This window comes from Afipia sp. OHSU_II-C1, from assembly GCF_000497575.1.
Classification (GTDB): domain Bacteria; phylum Pseudomonadota; class Alphaproteobacteria; order Rhizobiales; family Xanthobacteraceae; genus Afipia.
Genome location: NZ_APJI01000006.1, coordinates 518,196 through 542,086, shown reverse-complemented (window position 1 = coordinate 542,086; position 23,891 = coordinate 518,196). Strand labels below are relative to the sequence as shown.

At 61.8% G+C, this 23,891-nt stretch carries 18 protein-coding genes; 8 read left to right on the top strand and 10 right to left on the bottom strand.

The window, feature by feature from the left end; all coding sequences use genetic code 11:
- Positions 1 to 157 precede the first annotated feature (157 nt).
- From metH to metF, 3 genes are all read right to left on the bottom strand, one after another.
- Positions 158 to 4,015 carry a methionine synthase gene (gene metH / locus I554_RS0107865; RefSeq protein WP_024576967.1) on the bottom strand — a complete coding sequence of 1,286 codons (3,858 nt, stop codon included), beginning with the start codon at positions 4,013 to 4,015 and terminating at the stop codon, positions 158 to 160.
- Positions 4,016 to 4,029: 14 nt separating this feature from the next.
- On the bottom strand, positions 4,030 to 4,416 hold the full coding sequence (locus I554_RS26300) for a DUF559 domain-containing protein (RefSeq protein ID WP_034473688.1): 387 nt from the start codon (positions 4,414 to 4,416) through the stop codon (positions 4,030 to 4,032).
- A gap of 88 nt (positions 4,417 to 4,504) precedes the next feature.
- A complete protein-coding gene (gene metF / locus I554_RS0107855) occupies positions 4,505 to 5,416 on the bottom strand; it encodes a methylenetetrahydrofolate reductase [NAD(P)H] (protein ID WP_024576965.1) in 912 nt (303 codons plus the stop codon).
- Positions 5,417 to 5,841: 425 nt separating this feature from the next.
- Here metF and I554_RS0107850 point away from each other — a divergent pair, with 425 nt between their 5' ends.
- Positions 5,842 to 6,861 carry an LLM class flavin-dependent oxidoreductase gene (locus tag I554_RS0107850; RefSeq protein WP_024576964.1) on the top strand — a complete coding sequence of 340 codons (1,020 nt, stop codon included), beginning with the start codon at positions 5,842 to 5,844 and terminating at the stop codon, positions 6,859 to 6,861.
- Between the two features lie 6 nt (positions 6,862 to 6,867).
- Here the strand turns inward: I554_RS0107850 and I554_RS0107845 are convergent, their stop codons facing one another.
- Both I554_RS0107845 and I554_RS0107840 read right to left on the bottom strand, forming a co-directional pair.
- Positions 6,868 to 7,731, bottom strand: coding sequence for a prephenate dehydratase (locus tag I554_RS0107845; protein WP_024576963.1), 864 nt, complete (start codon positions 7,729 to 7,731; stop codon positions 6,868 to 6,870).
- Positions 7,728 to 8,474: a 3-deoxy-manno-octulosonate cytidylyltransferase gene (locus tag I554_RS0107840; protein WP_024576962.1), complete on the bottom strand. Its 747-nt coding sequence runs from the start codon at positions 8,472 to 8,474 to the stop codon at positions 7,728 to 7,730. The genes I554_RS0107845 and I554_RS0107840 overlap by 4 nt, the downstream gene beginning before the upstream one ends.
- Positions 8,475 to 8,685: 211 nt before the next feature.
- Between I554_RS0107840 and I554_RS0107835 the strand changes: the two genes are divergently transcribed.
- The 6 genes from I554_RS0107835 (at position 8,686) to I554_RS0107810 (ending at position 17,145) form a co-directional block, all read left to right on the top strand.
- A complete protein-coding gene (locus I554_RS0107835) occupies positions 8,686 to 9,234 on the top strand; it encodes a c-type cytochrome (RefSeq protein ID WP_006022750.1) in 549 nt (182 codons plus the stop codon).
- Positions 9,235 to 9,436: 202 nt separating this feature from the next.
- Positions 9,437 to 11,320, top strand: coding sequence for an extracellular solute-binding protein (locus I554_RS0107830; RefSeq protein WP_024576961.1), 1,884 nt, complete (start codon positions 9,437 to 9,439; stop codon positions 11,318 to 11,320).
- Positions 11,317 to 13,212 (top strand): extracellular solute-binding protein, encoded by a 1,896-nt coding sequence (locus I554_RS0107825; RefSeq protein WP_024576960.1) that lies wholly within the window; start codon positions 11,317 to 11,319, stop codon positions 13,210 to 13,212. The genes I554_RS0107830 and I554_RS0107825 overlap by 4 nt, the downstream gene beginning before the upstream one ends.
- 3 nt (positions 13,213 to 13,215) lie before the next feature.
- Entirely contained in the window at positions 13,216 to 14,325 is a 1,110-nt protein-coding gene (locus I554_RS0107820; protein WP_024576959.1) for a microcin C ABC transporter permease YejB, read from the top strand.
- Positions 14,322 to 15,500 (top strand): ABC transporter permease, encoded by a 1,179-nt coding sequence (locus I554_RS0107815; RefSeq protein WP_024576958.1) that lies wholly within the window; start codon positions 14,322 to 14,324, stop codon positions 15,498 to 15,500. The genes I554_RS0107820 and I554_RS0107815 overlap by 4 nt, the downstream gene beginning before the upstream one ends.
- A gap of 7 nt (positions 15,501 to 15,507) precedes the next feature.
- Complete coding sequence (locus I554_RS0107810) at positions 15,508 to 17,145, top strand: ABC transporter ATP-binding protein (protein WP_024576957.1); 1,638 nt, start codon at positions 15,508 to 15,510, stop codon at positions 17,143 to 17,145.
- 4 nt (positions 17,146 to 17,149) lie between these two features.
- Here I554_RS0107810 and I554_RS0107805 read toward each other — a convergent pair whose 3' ends face one another.
- On the bottom strand, positions 17,150 to 18,013 hold the full coding sequence (locus I554_RS0107805; protein WP_024576956.1) for a C40 family peptidase: 864 nt from the start codon (positions 18,011 to 18,013) through the stop codon (positions 17,150 to 17,152).
- Complete coding sequence (locus I554_RS0107800; protein ID WP_024576955.1) at positions 18,006 to 19,382, bottom strand: leucyl aminopeptidase family protein; 1,377 nt, start codon at positions 19,380 to 19,382, stop codon at positions 18,006 to 18,008. The genes I554_RS0107805 and I554_RS0107800 overlap by 8 nt, the downstream gene beginning before the upstream one ends.
- 214 nt (positions 19,383 to 19,596) lie before the next feature.
- Here I554_RS0107800 and I554_RS0107795 point away from each other — a divergent pair, with 214 nt between their 5' ends.
- Positions 19,597 to 20,400 carry a tetratricopeptide repeat protein gene (locus I554_RS0107795; protein ID WP_024576954.1) on the top strand — a complete coding sequence of 268 codons (804 nt, stop codon included), beginning with the start codon at positions 19,597 to 19,599 and terminating at the stop codon, positions 20,398 to 20,400.
- Positions 20,401 to 20,466: 66 nt separating this feature from the next.
- Here the strand turns inward: I554_RS0107795 and I554_RS0107790 are convergent, their stop codons facing one another.
- From I554_RS0107790 to I554_RS0107780, 3 genes are read right to left on the bottom strand one after another with little or no spacing between them, the layout of a single operon-like run.
- Complete coding sequence (locus I554_RS0107790; RefSeq protein ID WP_024576953.1) at positions 20,467 to 21,444, bottom strand: type II secretion system F family protein; 978 nt, start codon at positions 21,442 to 21,444, stop codon at positions 20,467 to 20,469.
- A 9-nt stretch (positions 21,445 to 21,453) separates the two neighbouring features.
- Entirely contained in the window at positions 21,454 to 22,425 is a 972-nt protein-coding gene (locus tag I554_RS0107785; protein WP_024576952.1) for a type II secretion system F family protein, read from the bottom strand.
- 10 nt (positions 22,426 to 22,435) lie between these two features.
- Positions 22,436 to 23,887, bottom strand: a complete 1,452-nt coding sequence (locus I554_RS0107780) for a CpaF family protein (protein ID WP_024576951.1) — start codon at positions 23,885 to 23,887, stop codon at positions 22,436 to 22,438.
- Positions 23,888 to 23,891: the final 4 nt, after the last annotated feature.

The following is a 23,891-nucleotide window of genomic DNA, read 5'->3' as shown; positions in this document are numbered from 1 at the left end:
GCGGCGCACCAACGCCTCATGCGGGAGGGGGTTCCAGGTTTCACAACAGTTGATGTCACACGCGCGTGAGTTCACGCGCGTGCTTGGAACACATCAATATAACGCGATCAAAGATCGCGCGGCATCAATCTGTAGATTCAGTGAAATTGAATCAACTTCAGCGCGCGTCGGCATCCGCCACTGGCTTGCCGTTCATGCGCAGATGCATTGCGCAGCCGCAGCCCGGCGGATGCTTCGCCAGCGGCAGCGTCGCGACATCCGGCTCATCGGCGTCGGGCCGCGCGTCGCGCGAGGGAATGTAGTTGAGGATCGGCGCCAGCCAGCGTTCGATCTCCTCGGGCTTCATTCCCTTGCGTTCGGCGTAGTCCTCAACCTGATCGCGCTCGATCTTGCCGACGCCGAAGTAATAGCTCTCCGGATGGCTGAAATAGAGGCCGGACACCGACGAGCCGGGCCACATCGCAAAGCTTTCAGTCAACGTCACGCCCGCGGTGCGCTCCGCATCGAGCAGGCGGAACAGCGTCGCCTTCTCGGTGTGGTCGGGCTGCGCCGGATAGCCCGGCGCCGGGCGAATGCCCTGATACTCTTCGAGGATCATCTGATCCGACGACAGATTCTCATCCGGCGCATAGCCCCAGAACTCCTTGCGCACGCGCTGATGCATCCGCTCGGCAAAGGCTTCCGCGAGGCGATCCGCCAGCGCCTTCACCAGAATCGACGAGTAGTCGTCGTTGGCGTTCTTGAAGCGGTCCGCGATCACATCCTCGCCGATGCCCGCGGTGACCACGAACATGCCAATGTAGTCCGGCACGCCGGTTGAGATCGGCGCAATGAAGTCCGACAGGGCGGCGTTGTACCGCCCCTCACGCTTTTCGAGTTGCTGTCGCAGGGTGTGCAGCGTGGTCAGCGGTTTGGTGCGGGCTTCATCGCTGTAGAGAACGATATCGTCGCCTTCCGCATTGGCCGGCCAGAAACCGATGGTGGCGCTGGCCTTGAACCAGTTTTCCGAGACGATGCGGTCGAGCATTTTGCGGGCGTCGTCATAGAGCGCGCGCGCGGCCTCGCCGACCTTCGGATCGTCGAGAATGGCCGGGAAGCGGCCGGTCAGTTCCCAGGTCTGGAAGAACGGCGTCCAGTCGATGTACTCCGCCAGCTCCTTGAGCGAATAATCGCTGAAGCTCTTGAGGCCGATGAACGCCGGCTTCTTCGGCTGGGTCTTGCTCCAGTCGATCTTGTGGGCGTTGGCGCGCGCCGCTTCCAGCGAGAGACGCTTCTTGTCCTGCTGCGCCTTGAAGTGCGCATTGGAAATCTTGGCGTAATCGGCGCGGACCTCGCGGGCGTAGTCCGCCTTCTTCTCCGGCGACAGCAGCGAGGAGGCGACCCCGACCGCGCGGCTGGCGTCGTTGACATGCACCACCGGGCCGCGCCTGTAGGCGGGGTCGATCTTCACGGCGGTATGCACGCGGCTGGTGGTCGCGCCGCCGATCAGCAGCGGCAGATCGAGACCCTGACGTTCCAGTTCGGACGCGAGGAACACCATCTCGTCCAGCGACGGGGTGATCAGGCCGGAGAGGCCGATGATGTCGGCGTTCTCGGCCTTTGCCGTCTCGATGATCTTGGCAGCGGGCACCATGACGCCGAGATCGACCACCTCGAAGTTGTTGCACTGAAGCACGATGCCGACGATGTTCTTGCCGATGTCGTGGACGTCGCCCTTCACGGTGGCGAGCACGATCTTGCCGGCGGAGCTGCGTCCGCTGCCTTCGATGCCGGCGGCCTGATTGCGCGCCTTTTCCTCTTCCATGAATGGCATCAGGTAAGCGACCGCCTGCTTCATCACGCGTGCGGACTTCACCACCTGCGGCAGGAACATCTTGCCGGCGCCGAACAGGTCGCCGACGATGTTCATGCCGTCCATCAGCGGCCCTTCGATCACATTCAGCGGCCGTTCGACCGTCAGGCGCGCGGCTTCGGTGTCGGCGTCGATATATTCGGTGATGCCGTTGACCAGCGCGTGGCTCAAGCGCTTCTCCACCGGCCATTCGCGCCAGGCGAGATCCTGTTCCTTGACCTGCTTTTCCTGGCCGCGGAATTTCTCGGCCAGTTCAAGCAGCCGCTCCGATGCGCCGGGATCGCGGTTGAGGATGGTGTCTTCGCAGACCTGACGCAGTTCGGGATCGATGTCGTCATAGATCACCATCTGCCCGGCATTGACGATGCCCATGTCCATGCCGGCCTTGATGGCATGATACAGGAACACCGAATGCATCGCCTCGCGCACCGGCTCGTTGCCGCGGAACGAGAACGACAGGTTGGAGACGCCGCCGGAAATATGCGCATGCGGCAGGTTCTGGCGGATCCAGCGCGTGGCCTCGATGAAATCGACGCCGTAGTTGTTGTGCTCTTCAAGGCCGGTGGCGATGGCGAAGATGTTCGGGTCGAAGATGATGTCCTGCGGCGGGAAATCGAGCTTCTCGACCAGCAGATCATAGGCGCGTTTGCAGATCTCGATCTTGCGCTCGAACGTATCGGCCTGTCCGACTTCGTCGAACGCCATGACCACCACAGCCGCGCCGTGGCGGCGTGCGATCCCCGCTTCATGCAGGAACTTTTCCTCGCCTTCCTTCATGGAGATCGAGTTGACGATGGGCTTGCCCTGAACGCATTTCAGGCCGGCCTCGATCACGTCGAACTTCGACGAGTCGATCATCACCGGCACGCGGGCGATATCCGGCTCCGAAGCGACCAAATTGAGGAACTCGATCATCGCCTGCTTGGAGTCCAGCAGGCCTTCATCCATGTTGACGTCGATAACCTGAGCGCCGTTCTCGACCTGATCGCGCGCCACCTGAAGCGCGGCAGTGTAGTCGCCATTCTTGATCAGCTTGCGGAAGCGGGCCGAGCCGGTGACGTTGGTGCGCTCGCCCACATTGACGAACGGAATATCGGAGGTGAGGTTGAATGGCTCCAGTCCCGACAATCGCAGCAGCGGCGGAATTTCGGGAACGATGCGCGGCTTGTGCGGCGCGCAGGCCTCGGCAATCGCCTTGATGTGCGCGGGCGTGGTGCCGCAGCAGCCGCCGACCACGTTGACCAGACCGGCCTGAGCGAATTCGCCGACCAGCCGCGCCATGTATTCCGGGCTTTCGTCATACTGGCCGAATTCGTTCGGCAAGCCAGCGTTCGGATAAGCGCAAACAAGGGCGTCGGCGACGCGGCCGATGTCGGCGATATGCGCGCGCAGGTCTTCGGCGCCGAGCGCGCAGTTGAAGCCGATGGTGATCGGATTGGCGTGCTGGACCGAATACCAGAAGGCTTCCGGCAACTGGCCCGATAGCAGGCGGCCTGATTTATCGGTGATGGTGCCGGAGACCATCACCGGCACATGGATGCCGCGCGCTTCGGTGATCTCGGCGATGGCGTACAGCGCGGCCTTGGCATTCAGCGTGTCGAAAATGGTTTCGACCAGCAGAATATCTGCGCCGCCGTCGAGCAATCCGTTGATCTGTTCGCTGTAGGCGATGCGCAGGTCGTCGAAGGTCACGGCGCGGTAGCCGGGATTGGCGACGTCCGGCGAAATCGAGGCGGTGCGGTTGGTCGGGCCAAGGGCACCCGCGACGAAGCGCGGCTTGCCGTCCTTCGCGGTGGCGCGATTGGCGGCGTTGCGCGCCAGCTTCGCGCCGTCGCGATTCAGCTCATAGGCGAGGTCGACCATGTCGTAGTCGGCCTGCGCGATGGAGGTCGAAGAGAATGTGTTGGTCGCGACGATGTCCGCGCCGGCGTCGAGATAGGCGAAATGGATGTCCTCGATTGCCTGCGGCTGCGTCAGGATCAGAAGATCGTTGTTGCCTTTGACGTCGCGGTGAAAATCCTTGAAGCGCTCGCCGCGGAAGGCCGCTTCGTCGAACTGAAGCCCCTGGATCATGGTGCCCATCGCGCCGTCGAGCACGAGGATGCGCTCGCGGGCAAGCGCGCGGAATTTGTCGGCGATGGGTGACGTGGGGCGGGATGACATGAGCGGACTCGACATTACTCCCTCTCCCCGTCGGGGAGAGGGCTGGGGTGAGGGGGGACCGGAGCGTGTTGTGGAAGCGTTGAGAGAATTTCTTCCAGAACCCCGCTGATGTTGGTCAGAACGTCATTGTTCCAGAAACGCAGCACGAGATAGCCCATCGCGGAGAGGACCTGCGTGCGTTCTGCGTCCTGAGTCGTTTGAACCGCATGCTGTCCGCCGTCGAGTTCAATAACGAGTTTTGCTTCGGCGCAGCAGAAATCAGCAAAGAACCTGTCGATCTGTACCTGTCGCCTGAACTTCCAGCCGTTCAACCGCCGGTCGCGGAGTCGCAGCCACAGGATGCGTTCGGCATCGGTTTGTTGCCGTCGCAGTCTTCGGGCAAGTGACGTGTTGTCGGTCATCGTTGTCTCGCGATGCTTCCGAACCCCCTCACCCCAACCCTCTCCCCTAAGGGGAGAGGGGGAAGAAACTGCGCAGCCCCACAACAAATCACGCCGCCTTCTGCGCGCCGTTCGGGCGGATGCCGAGCAGATGCGAAATGGCGAACACAAGATCCGCACGGTTCATCGTATAAAAATGAAAATTCTCGACGCCGTGCTTGGCGAGCTTCTGCACTTGCCCCGCGGCAACCGTCGCCGCCACCAGGCGGCGGGTGTCGGCGTCGTCGTCGAGGCCTTCGAATTTTGCCGACAGCCATTCCGGCATGGATGCACCGGCGCGCTTGGCGAAATTGGACGCCATCTTGAAGTTCTGCACCGGCAGGATTCCGGGAACGATCGGAATCGTGATGCCGGCGGCGCGGACGCGGTCGAGATAACGGAAGTAGAGATCGTTATCGAAGAAGAACTGGGTGATGGCGCGGGTCGCGCCGGCATCGACCTTGGCTTTCAGCGCGTCGATGTCGGCATCGAGCGTGGGGCTTTCGGGATGCTTCTCGGGATACGCCGAGACGCTGACTTCCATATCGGGATGATTGCGCTTGATGCTGGCGACGAGGTCGGCGGAGCTTTGATAGCCCTCGGGATGCGCGGTGTAGGCATTGCCGATACCGCTCACCGGATCGCCGCGCAGCGCCACGATGTGACGCACGCCGACGTCATGATAGCGCGCGACAACGTCATCGATGTCCGCCTTGGTAGCGTCGACACAGGTCAGATGCGCGGCCGGCGTGAGTTTGGTCTCACCGAGAATCCGGGCGATGGTCGAATGGGTGCGTTCGCGAGTCGAGCCGCCGGCGCCGTAGGTCACCGACACGAAGTTCGGCGTCAGCGGTGCAAGCCGGTTGATGACTTCCCAGAGATTGCGCTCCATCTCTTCCGTCTTGGGCGGGAAGAACTCGAAGGAAATCGCCGGACGTTTTTGCCCCTGCGATCCGGCCGGGGCGGTTGCTTCGCTCGTCACGCTTCTCAACTCCACATCTCGATGGCGGCGCGGGGCCGGAATGGGCAGCGGCCTCCGCGAACTGGGTGCGCCTTCATTCCGCCCTTTGGGCCGGACTTCGTCACCGTTTCGCCTTTACGGACCAAAATAAGCGAAGCCGGGGGTTTCCGACAGCCCATCCGCCAGGCTTTCGCTGTGGGAAATTGCCCAATGTGCCCCGTTTTTCGAAATGGAGGGCGTGCCGGACAGGAATTTCTGAGGCCGAATTGGTGCGTTTTTGCCAATAAAATCGGATATTTCAGAATATATCCGACGAATTCGATCATTGAGAAGTGGGCAGTTCCTGACCCATAAAATCTAGCTGTCATATAGCTGCCCACAAACATTTAACAACCCGGCTGGGTGGAATGCTTTGTCAGGCGCAGACGAGTGACTAATTTGGCCCCATGACCCCGCTTTCCGTTCTCGACCTTTCGGTCGTCACCACCGGCACCAAGCCTTCCCAGTCGCTGCGCAACAGCATCGATCTGGCGCAGCATGCCGACCGCCTCGGCTACACGCGCTACTGGCTGGCCGAGCATCACAGCCTCGCCTCTGTGGCATCTCCCGCACCCGAAATCATGATCGGACAGATCGCAGCAGCGACGCAGCGCATCCGTGTCGGCTCCGGCGGCGTGATGCTGCCGAACCACGCGCCGCTGATGGTCGCCGAACGGTTCAAGATGCTGGAAGCGCTGTTTCCGGGCCGCATCGATCTCGGTCTCGGCCGCGCGCCCGGCACCGATCAAACCACGATGCATGCGCTGCGCCAGCGGTTCGATCCACGCGGCGGCGACGACTTCATCGAACGCCTGATCGAATTGACGTTATGGGAGACGCGCAACTTCCCCGAAGGCCATCCCTATAACAACGTGATTGCGATGCCCGAGGATGCGCCGCTGCCGCCGATCTGGCTGCTGGGGTCGAGCGATTACAGCGCGCAGCTCGCAGCACAGGTCGGCATGGGCTTCGCGTTCGCGCATCACTTCGCCTCGCACGATGCGGCCGACGCGATGATTCACTATCGCGCCCATTTCAAGCCGTCGCACTGGCGCGAAACGCCGTATGCCATTCTGGCGATTGCCGTGATCATGGCGGAGACGGATGAAGAGGCAGACCGGCTGGCGGCGTCCGCCGATCTCAATCGTCTGCTACGCGACCGCGGGCAATACCGGCCGCTGCCGAGCATCGAGGAGGCGCAGGCCTATCCCTACTCAGATGCCGAGCGCGCAAGCATTGCGCGCAACCGCTCGCGGCTGTTCGTCGGCTCACCGCAGACAGTGATGGAGAAAATCACGCCGCTGATCGAGACCTGCAAGGCAGATGAAGTGATGGTCATCACCGCGACCTACGATCACGATGCGCGCAAGCGCTCGTACAGCCTGCTGGCGGACGCGTTCGGCATCGGCAAGCAGGCGGCGGCCTAGTTAGCCTTATTCCGCCGCCTTTTCCGTGAACGCGACACGGAACGGATGCGCCGGATAGACGCCGACGATCCGCAATTCCTTTGAGAAGAACTTCAGTTCTTCCAGCGCATAGGCGAGGTTGCGGTCGTCAGGATGGCCATCGACATCGGCGTAAAACTGCGTGGCGAAGAAGTTGCCTTCCACCATGTAGCTCTCGAGCTTGGTCATGTTGACGCCATTGGTGGCAAAGCCGCCCATCGCCTTGTAGAGCGCCGCCGGAAGGTTGCGTACCCGGAAAACAAAAGTCGTCACCAGCGGGCCGGAGCCCTGCGCGGCCCAAAGCTGCTCGCGCGCGAGGATCACGAAGCGCGTGGTGTTGTGGGCTTCGTCCTCGATGTCCTCGGCCAGAATGTCGAGACCATAGATATCCGCAGCGAGACGGGACGCAATTGCCGCGCAGCTTTTATCGCCGCGCTCCGCGATCAGGCGCGCTGCGCCCGCCGTGTCGCTTGCGACAATCGGCTTGATGCCGAGCTTGCGGATGATGTTGCGGCACTGCCCGATGGCGTGGACATGGCTTTCGACCGTCTTGATGTCGCTCAGCTTCGCCCCGCGCGGCCCCATCAGTTGATGACGGATCGGCAGAAACCATTCGCCGACGATGAAAAGCCCGGACTGCGGCAACAGGTGGTGAATGTCGGCGACACGGCCGGCCAGCGTATTCTCGATCGGAATCATGCCGAGGCTGGCTTCGCCTGACGAGATCGCAGCCAGCGCATCCTCGAAGGTCGCGCATGGCAGCGGCGTCGCGTCCGGAAAGGCTTCCTGGATCGCGATGTGCGAGTTGGCTCCGGGTTCGCCCTGAAAGGCGATTTTCATCGATTTGGTCATGGTGCCTTGCCTGCCAGCATCTGCCGCGCGGTCTCGAGATCGTGAGGCGTATCGACGCCTAGCGGCACGGTGTCAACCACCGTCACGTCGATCCGCATGCCGGCCTCGAGGGCGCGAAGCTGTTCGAGCTTTTCACGGGTTTCGAGCGGCGAGGGCGGTAGGGCGACGAACCGCGCCAGCGCGCTCCGGCGATAGGCATAAAGCCCAATGTGGTGATAGCGCGGGCCGTCTCCATAGGGAGCCGTCGCCCGCGTGAAATAAAGCGCGCGCAGCCGGGTCGCGCTCAGCGGCGATCCGATGACCTTCACCACGTTCGGATTGGTGTGTTCCTCGTCCTTGGCGATCACGGCGGCCAGCGTGGCGATATCGACTTCGGGATCGGCAAGCGGCGCCAGCACGGCGCGAATGTCCTCCGGCGCGATGGTGGGAAGATCCCCCTGCACATTGATGATGGTGTCGATCTGCCCTGCGCCATCGAGGGTCTGAAGCGCCTCGAAAATCCGGTCGGACCCGGACGGATGATCTGCGCGGGTCATGACGGCCTCGCCGCCATGCGCCGTGACAATTTCGGCGATGTCCGGTGCGTCGGTCGCCACAACCACGCGGCCGATTCGCGCGGCGTCCGCACGGCGCACGACATGGACGATCATGGGCAGACCGGAAATGTCCAGCAAGGGCTTTCCCGGCAGCCTGGTCGCAGCCATGCGGGCGGGAATCAGCACCAGGGCGCGGGTTTCTTTCATGGGAGACGCTGGGCTCGGGACCGCCAGGTTGGCGAGGAAAATGACGGTGTTTTCAAGGGGTCGGCGCGTTTATACGGGTTGCCAGAAGGCAGGCAAACCGTTATCTCGATCCCGCTGCCTGTATTGCGCTGCACGCCTGTTCCCGGTAGCAATCCAAGGTCGCTCTGCGCGGCTAAATGTATCGACTTTCCGGCTCGGGGCCTGATCGAAAATGGACTCCTTCGAACTCAACAAGATCATGGGTGCGGTGCTCGCCACCTGCCTCGTTCTCCTCTCCATGAATATGGCTGCCAACGCGATTTTCTCGCCGAAGAAGCCCGAAAAGCCCGGTTTTGAAATCGCGATCAAGGAAGCTGAAGGCGCGGGTCCCGCTGCCGCGGCTGCGCCGAGCGAGCCGATCGAGAAGCTGCTCCAGACCGCCTCTGTCGAGAAGGGTTCTGCCGCGGCCAAGAAGTGCGCCGCCTGCCACACCTTCGAGAAGAACGGCCCGAACAAGGTCGGTCCGAATCTCTATGGCGTGATTGACGACGAGATCGGCCATGGCCGTAACGGCTTCAACTTCTCCGCTGCCATGAAGGGCAAGGGCGGCAAGTGGACCTACGATGCCATCAACAAGTTCATCGCCAGCCCGAAGGGCTTTATCCCCGGCACCGCGATGGGCTTCGCCGGCATCAGCAAGGACAGCGAGCGCGCGGATCTGATCGCCTACCTGCGCACGCTGGCCGACACCCCGGTGCCGCTGCCGACCGCCAGCAAATAAGCTCGGCGCGTGACAGAAATTTAATCCTAAAACGGCCAGGTTCGCCTGGCCGTTTTGCGTTGCAATTGCTGCTGTTTTCGAGCCGGACATTTCGCCGCAAAGAACGCGCCGCAACGGGCTGGCGTCATATCCAAAAACCGACATAATCGGCCAAGACGTTGCCTCGGCATCTGTTTTTCGATCAGCAACAGGAACATTCAATTTGAGCATTTCCCGACGCGATCTTCTTCAGAGCGGTGCGTTTGTTGCCACGGTTCCGATGCTGAAAGCGGCGGGGCTGGACGTGATCGCTTCCGCGCAAGCCCAGACCGCTCCGGAATGGAAACATGCTTTGTCGCTGTTCGGCGACATCAAATATCCCGCTGACTTCAAGCGTTTCGACTACGTCAATCCGGATGCGCCGAAGGGCGGCCTTGCCCGGCAGATTTCGATCGGCACGTTCGACAACTTCAATCTCGCTGTCGCCGGCGTGAAGGGAACGATCGCGCCCGCAGTTGGGCTGATCTACGAGACGCTGATGGCGCGGTCTCTGGATGAGGCGACCACGCAATATGGTCTGCTGGCGGAGTCGGTATCGCATCCCGACGATCATTCGTGGGTGATCTATCGTCTTCGCAAGGACGCGAAGTGGCATGACGGCAAGCCGGTGACTCCGGAAGACGTGCTGTTCTCGCTGGAGTCGCTGAAGAAATACAGTCCGATGTATTCGTCCTACTACAAGCATGTGGTGAAGGCGGAGAAGGTCGGCTCTCACGACATCAAGTTCACGTTCGATGCGCCCGGCAATCGCGAGCTTCCGACCATCGTCGGTGAACTGACAGTGCTTCCGAAGCACTGGTGGGAAGGCAAGGACAGCGAGGGCCGCAAGCGCGACATCGGCGCGACGACGCTGGAGAAGCCGCTCGGCTCCGGGCCTTATGCCATCAAGGATTTTGTCGCGGGCCGTGCCGTCACCTTGGAGCGGGTGAAGAATTACTGGGGCGAGAAGGCGCCGACGCGCGTTGGTCAGAACAATTTCGACGAGATGCGGTTTGAGTTCTTCCGCGACACGACGGTATCGCTGGAAGCGTTCAAGGCCGACCAGGCGGACTGGATCATAGAGTCCTCCGCCAAGAGCTGGGCAACGGCCTATAATTTCCCCGCCGTGACCGAGAAGCGCGTCGTCCTTGAAGAATTTCCGATCAATGACTCCGGACGGATGCAGGGCTTTGCGTTCAACATCCGCCGTGAACTGTTTGCGGACAAGCGCGTGCGCCGCGCCTTCAATTATGCGTTCGACTTCGAGGAAATGAACAAGCAATTGTTCTACGGCCAGTACAAACGCATCAACAGCTACTTCGAAGGCACTGAACTCGCCAGCTCGGGCGTTCCGGTTCAGAGAGAATTCGAAATTCTCAAGGAGGTCTACGGCGACATTCCGCCGGAAGTGATCGCCAAGCCTTACGAAAATCCGGTTGGCGGCGATCCGGAGAAGGTGCGCGATAATCTTCGCAACGCTACAAGGCTTCTGCGCGAAGCCGGCTATGAAGTCCGCGAGGGAAAGCTGGTCAAAAAAGACGGCACGCCGGTCGCGGTCGAATTTCTGCTGGATAATCCATCGTTCGAGCGCATCGTGCTGTTCTACAAGCCGTCGCTGGAACGGCTCGGCATCACCGTGAATGTGCGTACAGTCGATGACGCGCAGTATCAGAACCGCGTGCGGAATTTCGATTACGACATCATCTCGGACATCTGGGGGCAATCGCTCTCGCCGGGCAACGAGCAGCGCGATTTCTGGGGCTCGCAGGCAGCCGACATTCCCGGCTCGCGCAACACCATCGGTATCAAGAATCCCGTCGTCGACAAGCTGATCGACAAGATCATTTTCGCAAAGGATCGCGAGACGCTGGTGGCCGCAACCAAGGCGCTCGATCGTGTGCTGCTCTGGCACTATTACGTCGTGCCGCAATTTACCTACGGATTCTCGCGCTACGCGCGCTGGGATCGCTTCAGCCACGCGCCGCTTCCGAAATACGGCCGCTCCGGTCTGCCGGCGCTTTGGTGGTTCGACAAAGAGAAGGCCGACAAGATCGGCAAGCGTTCTTGACCGGCCTTTCGCGGCGACGGGTTCTTGTCCTTGGCGGCAGCGCGATGGCTGCGGCATGGTCGCCGCTGTCGGCCATGGCTCAATCCGGCATCGACGCCGCTCCCGATAGCCACGGCATGTCGGCCTTCGGCGATCTGAAATATCCGGCGGACTTCAAGAACTTCGATTACGTCAATGTCGGCGCACCGAAAGGCGGCGTGTTCTCGACTGTTCCGTCGTCGCGCGCCTACAATCAGTCGTTCTTTACGTTCAACTCGCTGAACAGCTTTATTCTGAAAGGTGACGGCGCGAAGGGAATGGAGCTGACCTTTTCATCCTTGATGGCTCGCGCCGACGATGAGCCGGATGCGATGTACGGTCTGATTGCCCGCTCGGTGCGGATTTCGCCTGACAAGCTGACATACCGGTTCACACTGCGGCCCGAAGCGCGTTTCCACGACGGCAGCAGCATCACGGCGAAGGATGCAGCGTTCTCGCTGACCGTTCTCAAGGAGAAGGGGCATCCGATCATCCAGCAGCAGCTGCGCGACATGATCAAGGCGGAAGCCAATGACGACGCCACGCTGACGGTGACGTTCGCGGCCAAGCGCGGCCGCGATGTGCCGCTGTATGTGGCCGGACTGCCGATCTTCTCGAAGGCTTATTACGACAAGAAACCGTTCGACGAATCCACCCTCGACATTCCGCTCGGCTCTGGCCCCTACAAGGTCGGCCGTTTCGAGGCAGGACGGTATATCGAGTTCGATCGCGTCAAGGACTGGTGGGCAAAGGATCTGCCGGTGTCGCGCGGCGCCTTCAACTTCGACACCGTGCGCTATGAGTTTTATCGCGACCGCGATGTTGCGTTCGAAGGCTTCACCGGCCGCAATTATCTCTATCGTGAGGAATTCACCGCGCGCATCTGGAACACGCGCTACGATTTCCCCGCCATCAAGGATGGGCGCGTCAAACAGGAATTGCTGCCGGACGATACGCCGTCGGGGGCGCAAGGCTGGTTCCTGAATACACGCCGCGCGCAGTTCAAGGACCCGCGCGTTCGCGAGGCGATGATCCAGGCGTTCGATTTCGAGTGGACCAACAAGACCATCATGTACGGTGCCTATGCGCGCACAGTCTCGCCGTTCCAGAACTCCGATCTGATGGCCGAAGGCCCGCCGCCGCCGGAAGAACTCAAACTACTGGAGCCGTTCCGCGGCCAGGTGCCCGACGAGGTCTTTGGCGCGCCGTTCCTGCCGCCGGTCACCGATGGATCGGGACAGGATCGCACCTTGCTCCGCAAGGCGTCGCAATTGTTGCAGGATGCCGGATGCGTCATCAAGGACGGCAAGCGCCGGCTGCCGAACGGGGATGCATTCCGGGTCGAGTTCCTGCTCGAAGAGCCCGCATTTCAGGCGCACCATGCGCCCTACATCAAGAATCTCGGTGTGCTTGGTATCGACGCCAGCGTGCGGCTGGTCGATCCGGTGCAATTCCGCGCGCGGGTCGACGATTTCGATTTCGATGTCGCGATCCAGCGCTTCAGCATGTCCTCGACCCCGGGCGACGCGATGCGCACGTTCTTTTCGTCGCAGGTTGCCGACATCAAGGGATCGCAGAATCTGTCTGGAATCAAGAACCCCGCCATCGATGCGCTGATCGAACGCATTATCGCGGCCGACAACCGCGATGAACTGCGGACCGCCTGCCGGGCGTTCGACCGTGTGTTCCGCGCCGGACGTTACTGGGTGCCGCAATGGTATTCGGCCAGCCATCGCATTGCGTATTGGGATGTGTTCGCTCATCCTCCGAACATTCCGCGTTATTCCAATGGCGTCGGCACGCCTGACCTGTGGTGGTACGATGAAGCAAAGGCCAGAAAGCCCGAGCAGACCAAGCCCGTGCAGGCGAAATAGTCCATGACCGCGTATATCGCCCGCCGCATCCTGCTGATGGTTCCCACGCTGCTGGGCATCCTGTTCGTGTCCTTTGTTGTGGTGCAGTTCGCGCCCGGCGGCCCGGTCGAACGGGTGATTGCGCAATTGTCCGGCTCCGACACCGGCGCAAGTTCGCGCATTTCCGGATCGTCCGGCGGCGATTTCGCCTCACGGCCGCAGGCGGGCGCATCGGCTGACGCTGTCAGCTCGAAGTATCGCGGCGCGCAGGGGCTCGATCCGGATTTCGTCAAGAGCCTTGAAAAGCAGTTCGGATTCGACAAGCCCGCGCCCGAGCGTTTCGCGCTGATGCTGTGGAATTTCGCGCGCTTCGATTTCGGCAAGAGCTACTTTCGAGACGTCAGCGTGATCCAGCTCATCAAGGAGAAGCTGCCGGTGTCGATGTCGCTCGGCATCTGGATGACGCTGCTGACCTATCTGATCTCGATCCCGCTCGGGATCCGCAAGGCCATCCGGGACGGCTCGAAATTCGACACCTGGACGTCGGGCATCATTATCATCGGTTTCGCGATCCCGGGCTTCCTGTTCGCAATTCTGCTGATCATTCTGTTCGCGGGAGGATCATTCTTCGACATCTTCCCGCTGCGCGGGCTGACCTCGGACGGCTGGGCGCAATTCCCGTGGTACCAGAAGATCACCGATTACTTCTGGCACATCACGCTGCCGCTGGTGTCGATGGCGCTTGGCGCCTTCGCGACCATGACGCTGCTGACCAAAAACTCGTTTCTCGATGAAATCCGCAAGCAGTATGTGATGACCGCGCGCGCCAAGGGATGCAGCGAGCGGCAGGTGCTCTACGGACATATTTTCCGTAACGCCATGCTGATCGTGATTGCCGGCTTCCCGAGCGCATTCATTCATGCGTTCTTCTCCGGCTCGCTGCTGATCGAGACCATCTTCTCGCTCGATGGCCTCGGGTTGCTTGGTTTCGAGAGCGTGCTGAACCGCGATTATCCGGTGGTGTTCGGCACGCTGTTCATTTTCTCTCTGGTCGGTCTTGTGGTGAATCTGATCTCGGATCTTGCCTATATGTGGATCGATCCGCGGATCGATTTCGAGGCGCGCGAGGTATGACCATCGCTCCTGCACCGCCGGTCGAGACCGCCGCCCCGTCCCCGATGGGCGAAGCCGTGCCGCCTTCGCGTCACCCGCTCGGCATATCGCCGCTCAATCAGCGGCGCTGGCGGAACTTCAAGTCCAACCGGCGCGGCTACTGGTCGTTCTGGATTTTCGCGCTGCTGTTTTTTGTCTCGCTGTTCGCGGAACTGATCGCCAACGATCGCCCGTTCCTGATCAAGTTCGACGGCAAACTGTATTTCCCGGCCTTCGTGACCTATCCCGAAACTGCCTTTGGCGGGGACTTTGAGACGGCTGCCGACTACCGCGATCCGTATCTGCAGAAACTGATCAAGGAAAAGAACGGCACGGTGATCTGGCCGTTGATCCGCTATTCCTACAGCACGCATAATCTCGATCTGCCGACGCCAGCGCCGTCGAAGCCGACATGGATGCTCACCGAGGCGCAATGCAAGGCGGTGGTCGAGAAGAAGGGCGTGCGCGGCTGCCGCGATCTCGAATACAACTGGCTCGGCACCGACGATCAGGGCCGCGATGTGGTTGCACGCCTGATCTATGGCTTCCGGATATCGGTGCTGTTCGGTCTCACGCTGACGATCATCTCCTCCGTGATCGGCATCGCGGCCGGCGGTGTGCAGGGTTATTTCGGCGGATGGGTCGATCTTGGCTTCCAGCGGTTCATCGAAGTGTGGACCGCGATTCCATCGCTGTATCTGTTGTTGATCCTCTCTTCGGTGCTGGTGCCCGGATTCTTTGTGCTGCTTGGAATCCTTTTGTTGTTCTCATGGGTGTCGCTGGTTGGCCTGGTGCGCGCGGAATTCCTGCGCGGACGTAACTTCGAATATATCCAGGCGGCGCGGGCGCTGGGCGTGTCGAACGGCACCATCATGTTCCGCCACCTGCTGCCCAACGCCATGGTCGCGACCATGACGTTCCTGCCGTTTATTGTGTCGTCATCAGTGATGACGCTGACAGCGCTTGACTTCCTCGGCTTCGGCCTGCCGCCGGGCTCGCCATCCCTCGGCGAGTTGCTGTCGCAGGGCAAGGCCAACGTGCAGGCGCCGTGGCTTGGATTCACCGGTTTTTTCTCGGTTGCCATCATGCTGTCGCTTCTGATTTTCATCGGCGAGGGCGTGCGCGACGCCTTCGATCCGCGCAAGACGTTCAGGTGAGATCATGCTGGATTCCATCAACCAGCCTTTGCTCGATGTCCGCGAACTGTCGGTGGCGTTCCGTCAGGGCGGAACCGAGAGTGTCGCGGTCGACAAGATCTCGTTCTCGATCGAGCGCGGACAATGCGTGGCGCTGGTTGGCGAGTCCGGGTCGGGCAAGTCGGTCAGTGCGCTGTCCGTCCTGAAGCTTCTGCCATATCCAACGGCGCATCATCCGACCGGCAGCATCCGCTTCAAGGGGCAGGATCTGCTCGGCATGAGCGAGAACGAGATTCGCGGCATTCGCGGCAACGACATCTCGATCATTTTTCAGGAGCCGATGACCTCGCTCAATCCGCTGCACACCATCGAGGCGCAGATCGGCGAGGTGATCTATCTCCACAGCGGCGTACGCGGCGCGGCGGCGCGTGCGCGGACGCTGGAGCTGCTGACACAGGTCGGCATCCCTGAACCGGAAACGCGCCTCGCCAGCTATCCTCACCAGCTCTCCGGCGGTCAGCGTCAGCGTGTGATGATCGCGATGGCGCTGGCAAACGAGCCGGACCTTTTGATTGCGGACGAGCCGACCACGGCGCTCGACGTCACGGTGCAGGCGCAAATCCTCAAGCTGCTGGCCGATATTCGCGAGCGCCTCGGCATGAGCATGCTGTTCATCACCCACGACCTCGGCATCGTGCGGCGCATCGCCGACGTGGTCTGCGTGATGAACAACGGCAAGATCGTCGAGCAGGGGCCGGTGGAGCAGGTGTTTACGGCGGCCCAGCATCCTTACACCAAGGCGCTGCTGGCGGCGGAGCCGAAGCCGGATCCCGCGCCGCCGCGGCCGGAATCGCCGGTGGTGATGTCATCCGATGATTTGAAGGTCTGGTTTCCGATCAAGCGCGGCCTGCTGCGCAAGACGGTCGGGCACATCAAGGCGGTCGATGGCGTCAGTGTCAGGGTGCGCAAGGGGGAAACGCTCGGCGTGGTCGGCGAATCCGGTTCAGGCAAGACCACGCTCGGGCTGGCGCTGCTGCGCCTGATTTCGTCGAACGGACCGATCGTGTTCCTCGGCAAGAATATCCAGGGCCTGAAGTTCAAGGAGATGCGTCCGGTTCGCCGTGACATGCAGATCGTGTTTCAGGACCCGTTCGGCGCGCTCAGCCCGCGCATGTCGGTCGGCGACATCGTTGCTGAGGGTCTCGGTGTGCATCAGCCATCGCTCGGCGAGAACGAGCGCGAGGCGCGGGTGGTCAAAGCGCTGAAGGATGTCGGGCTCGATCCGGCGACACGCTTCCGATATCCGCATGAATTCTCCGGCGGCCAGCGTCAGCGCATCAGTATCGCACGTGCCGTGGTGCTGGAGCCGAACTTCGTGGTGCTGGACGAGCCGACCAGCGCGCTCGACATGTTGTTCCAGGCCCAGATGGTCGATTTGCTGCGCGATCTGCAGCGCAAGCGGGACCTGACTTACATGTTCATCTCGCACGACTTGCGCGTTGTGGCCTCCCTCGCAAGCAATCTGATCGTGATGCGTCACGGCAAGGTGGTGGAGGAGGGCGCAGCGGCGGATATCTTCAAGAATCCGAAGACCGACTACACCCGCGCGCTGTTCGCCGCCGCCTTCAACATCGAGGCCGCTCCGAATATTGTTCCGGAGATGTAATCTTTCAGCCTAGCCGCTTGATGCTGGTGACGTCGCTTCCTGCGGCCTTGATGCGCGCGATCGCCGCCTGCATCGGCTCGATGGCGGTTGCCATGTGGTGCGCATTGGCGTGAACAATGGTGCTGCCGTCGCGCACGATCGCGACATGGCCCTTCCAGAAGATCAGATCGCCGCGTTTGAGATCATGCCATTGCGAGGACGGCAGCGCCGTTCCCAGCGTGGTTTCCTGCATGTCGCTGTCACGTGGAGCGATGATGCCCGCGGCTGCAAGCGAGGTTTGAACCAGCCCGGAGCAGTCGATGCCGAGGCTTGTCCGGCCGCCCCACAGGTATGGCGTACCGACAAAGCGTTCTGCAACGCCGACAAAATCGGTCTCATTCGTCTCGAGCGAAGCCACATGCTGCGCGGGCAGATAATGCCGCTGGCCGGTGATTGCGAAATCGCCTTCGAACTTTACGATTTCGACACGCGCGCCGAGCGGCAGGACTTCCACCGGCGGCAGTTTGATGGATGGTCCCGGAAACGCGAATGTTCGCAATGCCGTCACTTTATGCGTCGGCGTGGAGCGCGGCTGGACCAGCGCGACATCGGGGAACCATCCGACATATCCGTCAGCCTTGAGCTGACCCCATGCCCATCCTTCCGCGTCACGGTCGTATATCGTCACGCGTTCGCCCTTCAGCGCCTCGGTATCCAGGGCGGCATCGTGCGAGGGTTCGCGCCGGACCGGCGCAATGGGATCAAACACCTCGAATTCTGTTCCTTCGATAAATCGCGCGGCGTTCACCCTGCCTTCAAGGTGTTTCGCCGCGAGATCGGGCCGCGCGGGCGTGATCCTCGGATCGAAGGCGGATTTTGAATCAGCCATACCGCTCGCTCAGCAGCTTGTAGATCGCGCGTGCGGCCTGGCATTCACCGCCTTCGGGACGCGCAGGCTTCGCCGATGGCGTCCAGCCGTAGATGTCCACGTGAAGCCAGCTTTTCGCGCTTTCGACAAAGCGCTTCAGGAACAGCGCGCAGGTGATCGACCCTGCGAACGCACCGCCCGGAGCGTTGTTGAGATTTGCGGTCTTGGAATCCAGCCAGGAATCGTAGGGCATCCACAGCGGCATGCGCCACAGCGGATCGTTCTCCGTGCGGGCATGGCGCGCGACGTCTGCTGCCAGTGTTTCGTCATTGGTGTAGAACGGCGGCAGATCAGGCCCCAGCGCGACGCGCGCCGCACCCGTCAGGGTACCGAGGTCGATCAGGAGATCTGGTTGTTCCTCATCGGCGAGCGCCAGCGCGTCCGCCAGCACGAGACGTCCTTCCGCATCGGTGTTGCCGATCTCGACATTGACGCCCTTGCGTGACGGAAAAATATCGAGCGGGCGAAAGGCATTCCCCGCGACAGAATTCTCGACAGCGGGAATCAGAACACGCAGGCGAACCCTGAGTTTCGCATCCATGATCATCTGAGCGAGCGCGAGCACGTTGGCTGCGCCGCCCATGTCCTTCTTCATGATCAGCATGCCGCTCGACGGCTTGAGATCCAACCCGCCGGTGTCGAAGCAGACGCCTTTGCCGACCAGCGTCACTTTCGGATCCGATGCATCGCCCCACGTGATGTCGATCAGGCGCGGTGCGCGTGTCGACGCCATGCCAACCGCATGGATCAGCGGGAAATTGCCGGCCAGCAGTTCGTCGCCCACGATGCTGATGAATCCGGCGCCGTATTTTTCTGCGAGGGCGCGCGCGGCCTGCTCGAGTTCCTCCGGCCCCATGTCGTTGGCGGGCGTGTTGATGAGGTCGCGCGCCAGTGCCGCGGCGTCCGCCATGCGCGTCAGCTCAACCATGTCGATGCCGTCGGGCGGGACGAGCCGTGCGCCGGGAGCGTCGTTCTTGCGATAGCGGTTGAACCGGTAGCTGCCGAGCGCAAAGGCAAGCGCTGCGAGCCGCGTGTCGTGGGGCGCATTGGCGAAACTGTAGCTGCCCGCAGGCAACAGGCCGGGCAATTGTCCGGGCCGGAACGGGTCGAGCCATTCGCTGGAGGCATCCTCGATGCCGAACACGACATGGGCCAGCGACCCGTCGTCAGCGGGCAGAGCAAGATATTGGCTTGGCTTGGCGGTGAAAGCATTGGCCGCCGCGAACCGCCGGGCCGCTGCGGGAAGGGCGGCGCTGACGGTGTCCCAGGTTGACTTGGTGGCAAAGGTAATGGGGACGGCAGATGTGGCGTTCTGGAAGGCTGGATGCATGAAGGTCCCGGACAGGGTGTGTGACAGGCACGCACTATAGCAGTGCGGGCGCGCCGCGCAGCAGGCTCAAGATCGTGTTTTTACGGGTCTTTCCGACCGGAAGGCACGCGGTCGGGCGCCGCCGCCCCTCAACGAATTAACCAGCCATTAGGGTTAACAGTCTATTGCTGGCGTCATCCGGCTTCGCCAAACCTCGATAGCGAGTCCAAGCGTCATGCGTAATCCATCCCGTTTCGCCAGGTACTTTGGGTCCGCCGCAGTCGCGGCGCTCCTCGCAACCAGCCTTGGCGGCTGCCAGACCGCGCGTTCGCCCGACATCACCGGATCGCTCAATGGCCGTGCCGAAGCGGCGCCTGGCGTTGCGTCACGCGATGAGATCGAAGCCTATGGCGAACGCTATCGCGCCAATCCGCGCGACGCAGCCGCGGCGCTTCAATACGGCCAGTCGTTGCGTCTGAACGGGCAGCGCCAGCAGGCCGTCGCCGTGCTGGAGCAGGCGACGATCGCCAATCCCGGCAACAAGGCGCTGCTGGCGGCCTATGGCCGCGCGCTGGCGGACAACGGAAACTTTCAGCAGGCCTTCGATATCCTGACCCGCGCCCATACGCCGGCAAATCCCGACTGGCGCATTCTGTCGGTGCAGGGCACGACACTCGACCAGCTCGGCAATCACGACGAGGCACGCCGCTATTATGCGAGCGCCCTGAAGATTGCGCCGGAAGAGCCGTCCGTGCTGTCGAACCTCGGCATGTCCTATGTTCTGTCCAAGGATCTGCCCAAGGCCGAGTCGGTGCTGCGCAGGGCCTATAATCGTGGTTCGGCAGACGCTCGCGTTCGCCAGAATCTCGGCCTCGTGGTCGGGCTTCAGGGGCGCTTCGCGGAGGCCGAAACCATCGTGAAGGCGGACCTTCCGGCCGAAGAGGCGGAAGCCAACGTCGCCTATCTGAAGCAGATGCTCAGCCGCGATGGTGGACGAGGCCCGCGCACGACGGCCGTGGCAGACCCCAGCCGCTCATAGGCCGCGCTTCATTTTCCATGTCTTGAGGTTGAATAACGCAGCGGCGCCTGACCGGCGCCGCCTGCATTACTTCATATACTCTGCGACTTTGATGCCGGTGGGCCCGAGAATGACCACGAACAGCACCGGCAGGAAGAAAACAATCATCGGCACGGTGAGTTTCGGGGGCAGGGCGGCTGCTTTCTTCTCGGCCTCGTTCATGCGCATGTCGCGGTTTTCCTGAGCCATCACGCGCAGGGTCTGCCCCAGCGGCGTGCCATAGCGCTCCGACTGTTGCAGGGCCAGACAGACGGACTTCACGCCCTCGGTTCCGGTGCGCTTGGCCAGATTCTCGTAAGCCATCTTGCGGTCCTGCAGATAGGAAAGTTCCGCGGTCGTCAGCGAGAATTCTTCCGCAAGCGCGATCGACTGGCTGCCGATCTCCTGGCTCACCCGGCGAAACGCCGCTTCGATCGACATGCCGGATTCGATGCAGATCAGCAGCAGGTCGAGCGCATCCGGAAATGCGCGCCGGATCGACAACTGGCGCTTGGTGATGGCGTTCTTCAGGAACAGCATGGGCGCCTGCATGCCAAACCATGTTGCGCCCAGGCACATGCCGATTTTCATCGCCGTCGGCTGCTGCATGTTCGAGATCACAAACACGTAGAGAATGGCGGCGATCAGGAACACAATCGGCATGACCAGGCGGAAGAACAGGAAGGTCACGTAGGGCGCCTGGCCGCGATAGCCGGCCATGACCAGCTTGTCGCGGGCTTCTTCCTGCGCCACCCACTTGCCGAGGTTGAAGTCCTCGACGACTCTCGCCACGACCTGTTTCGGCGTCTGGCGCAGCGAAACCTTCTCTGAGCGATTCAGGCGGTCGCGTTCGCGCTGGCGCAGCCGCTCGCGCTCGCTGGCAACAGCTCTCATGCGTTTGGCCAGCCCGTCGCCGGCGAACATCGGAGACACCACCGCGTAGGCGGCTGCCGCGGCGGCGATCGCCGCCATCAGCATCGTCATGAACCTGACGTCGTGGAACTTTTCGATGAGAAGATCGACCATGGTTCCTCGTCAGAAATCGAAGTTGATCATTTTCTTCATGACAAGGATGCCGGTCGACATCCAGAGCACGCAGCCCGCCAGCATCAGCCGCCCGGTTGGGTGGGTCCAGAGCAGGGAGATGTATTCGGGTGTCATGATGTAGACCATGAGCATCACGAGCGGCGGCAGCGCGCCGATGATGCCGGCCGAGGCCTTGGCTTCCATCGACATCGCCTGAATCTTGGCCTTCATCTTCTTGCGGTCGCGAAGCACCTTCGAGAGATTGCCGAGGGCCTCCGACAGGTTGCCGCCGGACTTGGTCTGGATCGCAATCACGATGCCGAAGAAGTTGGCTTCCGGAAGCGGCATCCTGTCGTAAAGACGCTGACAGGCGTCGCCGAGCGGCATGCCGATGGTCTGGGTTTCGATAATCGCGTTGAACTCGCTGCGCAGCGGCTCCGGCGCATCGGCGGCAACGACCTTGAGCGAGTCGAACAAAGGAAGGCCCGCCTTGATGCCACGGACGATGACGTCGACGGCATCCGGCAACGCGTCGAGAAACTTGGTTTCGCGGCGCGTCTTGAGAAAGCCCAGCACCCAGCGCGGCAATCCGAAGCCTGCGCCGATGGCAAAGCCAAGCGTGGCCAGGAGAGGCGCGCCGGCCATATAGGAGCCGATCAGCGCGATCGCGCCGAGAATTCCGGAGCCGATCATGAATTGCTGCTTGGTCCAGTTCATGCCCGCCTGGGCGATGCGGGTCTCGATCGAAACCTTCTTGGACTCGGCCAGCTTCTGTTCAAGCTCTTTCAGCGTGTCTTCGACCTGGACGCGGCGCGTCCGCGAGCGGTCGTCGATACGCAATGCAGGTTCGGTACGCGCAAAGGACTGAACGCGCTTCTCGGTCTGCTTCTCGCCGGAGAGTAGCGGATAGATGAAAACCCAGGCGAGTCCGCCCACCGTGACGGCGGAGAGGAAAGCCAGTGCCAGCGCCTGCATGTTCATGGGGCGCTCCCTATACCTCGGCCACTTCGGCAGCGTCGAGCGCCGCGGCGAGCCGCTTCTCCTCGCCGTAGTACCGTGCGCGTTCCCAGAACTTCGGACGTCCGATGCCGGTCGAGCGATGCCGACCGATAATGTTGCCGTTCAGATCTTCGCCCATCAGGTCGTAGAGGAAGATGTCCTGGGTGATGATGGTGTCGCCTTCCATCCCCATCACTTCGGTGATGTGGGTGATGCGGCGCGAGCCGTCGCGCAGGCGGGCTGCCTGCACGATGACATCGATCGAAGCACAGATCATTTCGCGAATGGTGCGTGACGGCAGCGAATAGCCGCCCATGGTGATCATGGATTCGCAACGCGACAGCGCTTCGCGGGGATTGTTGGCGTGCAGCGTTCCCATCGATCCGTCGTGGCCGGTGTTCATCGCCTGCAACAGATCGAATGCCTCGGGTCCGCGGACTTCGCCGACGATGATACGTTCCGGCCGCATACGCAGGCAGTTCTTGACCAGATCGCGCATGGTCACCTGGCCCTCGCCCTCGATGTTCGGCGGGCGTGTTTCGAGGCGCACGACATGCGGCTGCTGCAATTGCAATTCCGCGGCGTCTTCGCAGGTGATGATGCGTTCGTCTTCGTCGATGTAGTTGGTCAGGCAGTTCAGCAGGGTGGTCTTGCCGGAGCCCGTGCCGCCGGAAATCAGGACGTTGGCGCGGCAACGGCCGATGATTTGCAGGATCTGGGCGCCCTCGGGCGTGATCGCGCCGAATTTGACAAGCTGATCCAGCGTCAGCTTGTCCTTCTTGAACTTGCGGATGGTGAGCGCCGGGCCGTCAATGGCCAGCGGAGGAACGATCGCGTTGACGCGCGAACCGTCGGCGAGGCGGGCGTCGCAGATCGGCGAGGATTCATCGACACGCCGGCCGACCTGGCTGACAATGCGCTGGCAGATATTGAGAAGCTGCTGGTTGTCGCGGAAGCGAATGCCGGTCTTCTGGATCTTACCGCCGACTTCGATGAACACCGTGCCGGCGCCATTCACCATGATGTCGGCGATGTCGTCGCGGGCAAGCAGCGGTTCAAGCGGTCCGTAACCGAGCACGTCGTTGCAAATGTCGTCGAGCAGCTCTTCCTGCTCGGCGATCGACATCACGATGTTCTTGATCGCGATGATCTCGTTGACGATGTCGCGAATTTCCTCGCGCGCGGACTCGACGTCAAGCTTCGCAAGCTGGGCGAGGTCGATCGCCTCGATCAGCGCGCCGAAGATCGTCGCCTTGACCTGATAGTAGGTATCGGAGCGCCGGGCTTCGACAACGGGTGCGGGCGCAGGAGGGCGCGCGGGCGCGAGCGGCGGCGATGCGACGCTCACGGCCGGCCTTGCAGCGGCGGGCGCTGTCACGTGGCCGCGATCCGCGGGCTGAATGCCCCGGACGTCGGCCTCTGATCCGCTACGCTTACCAAACACGACG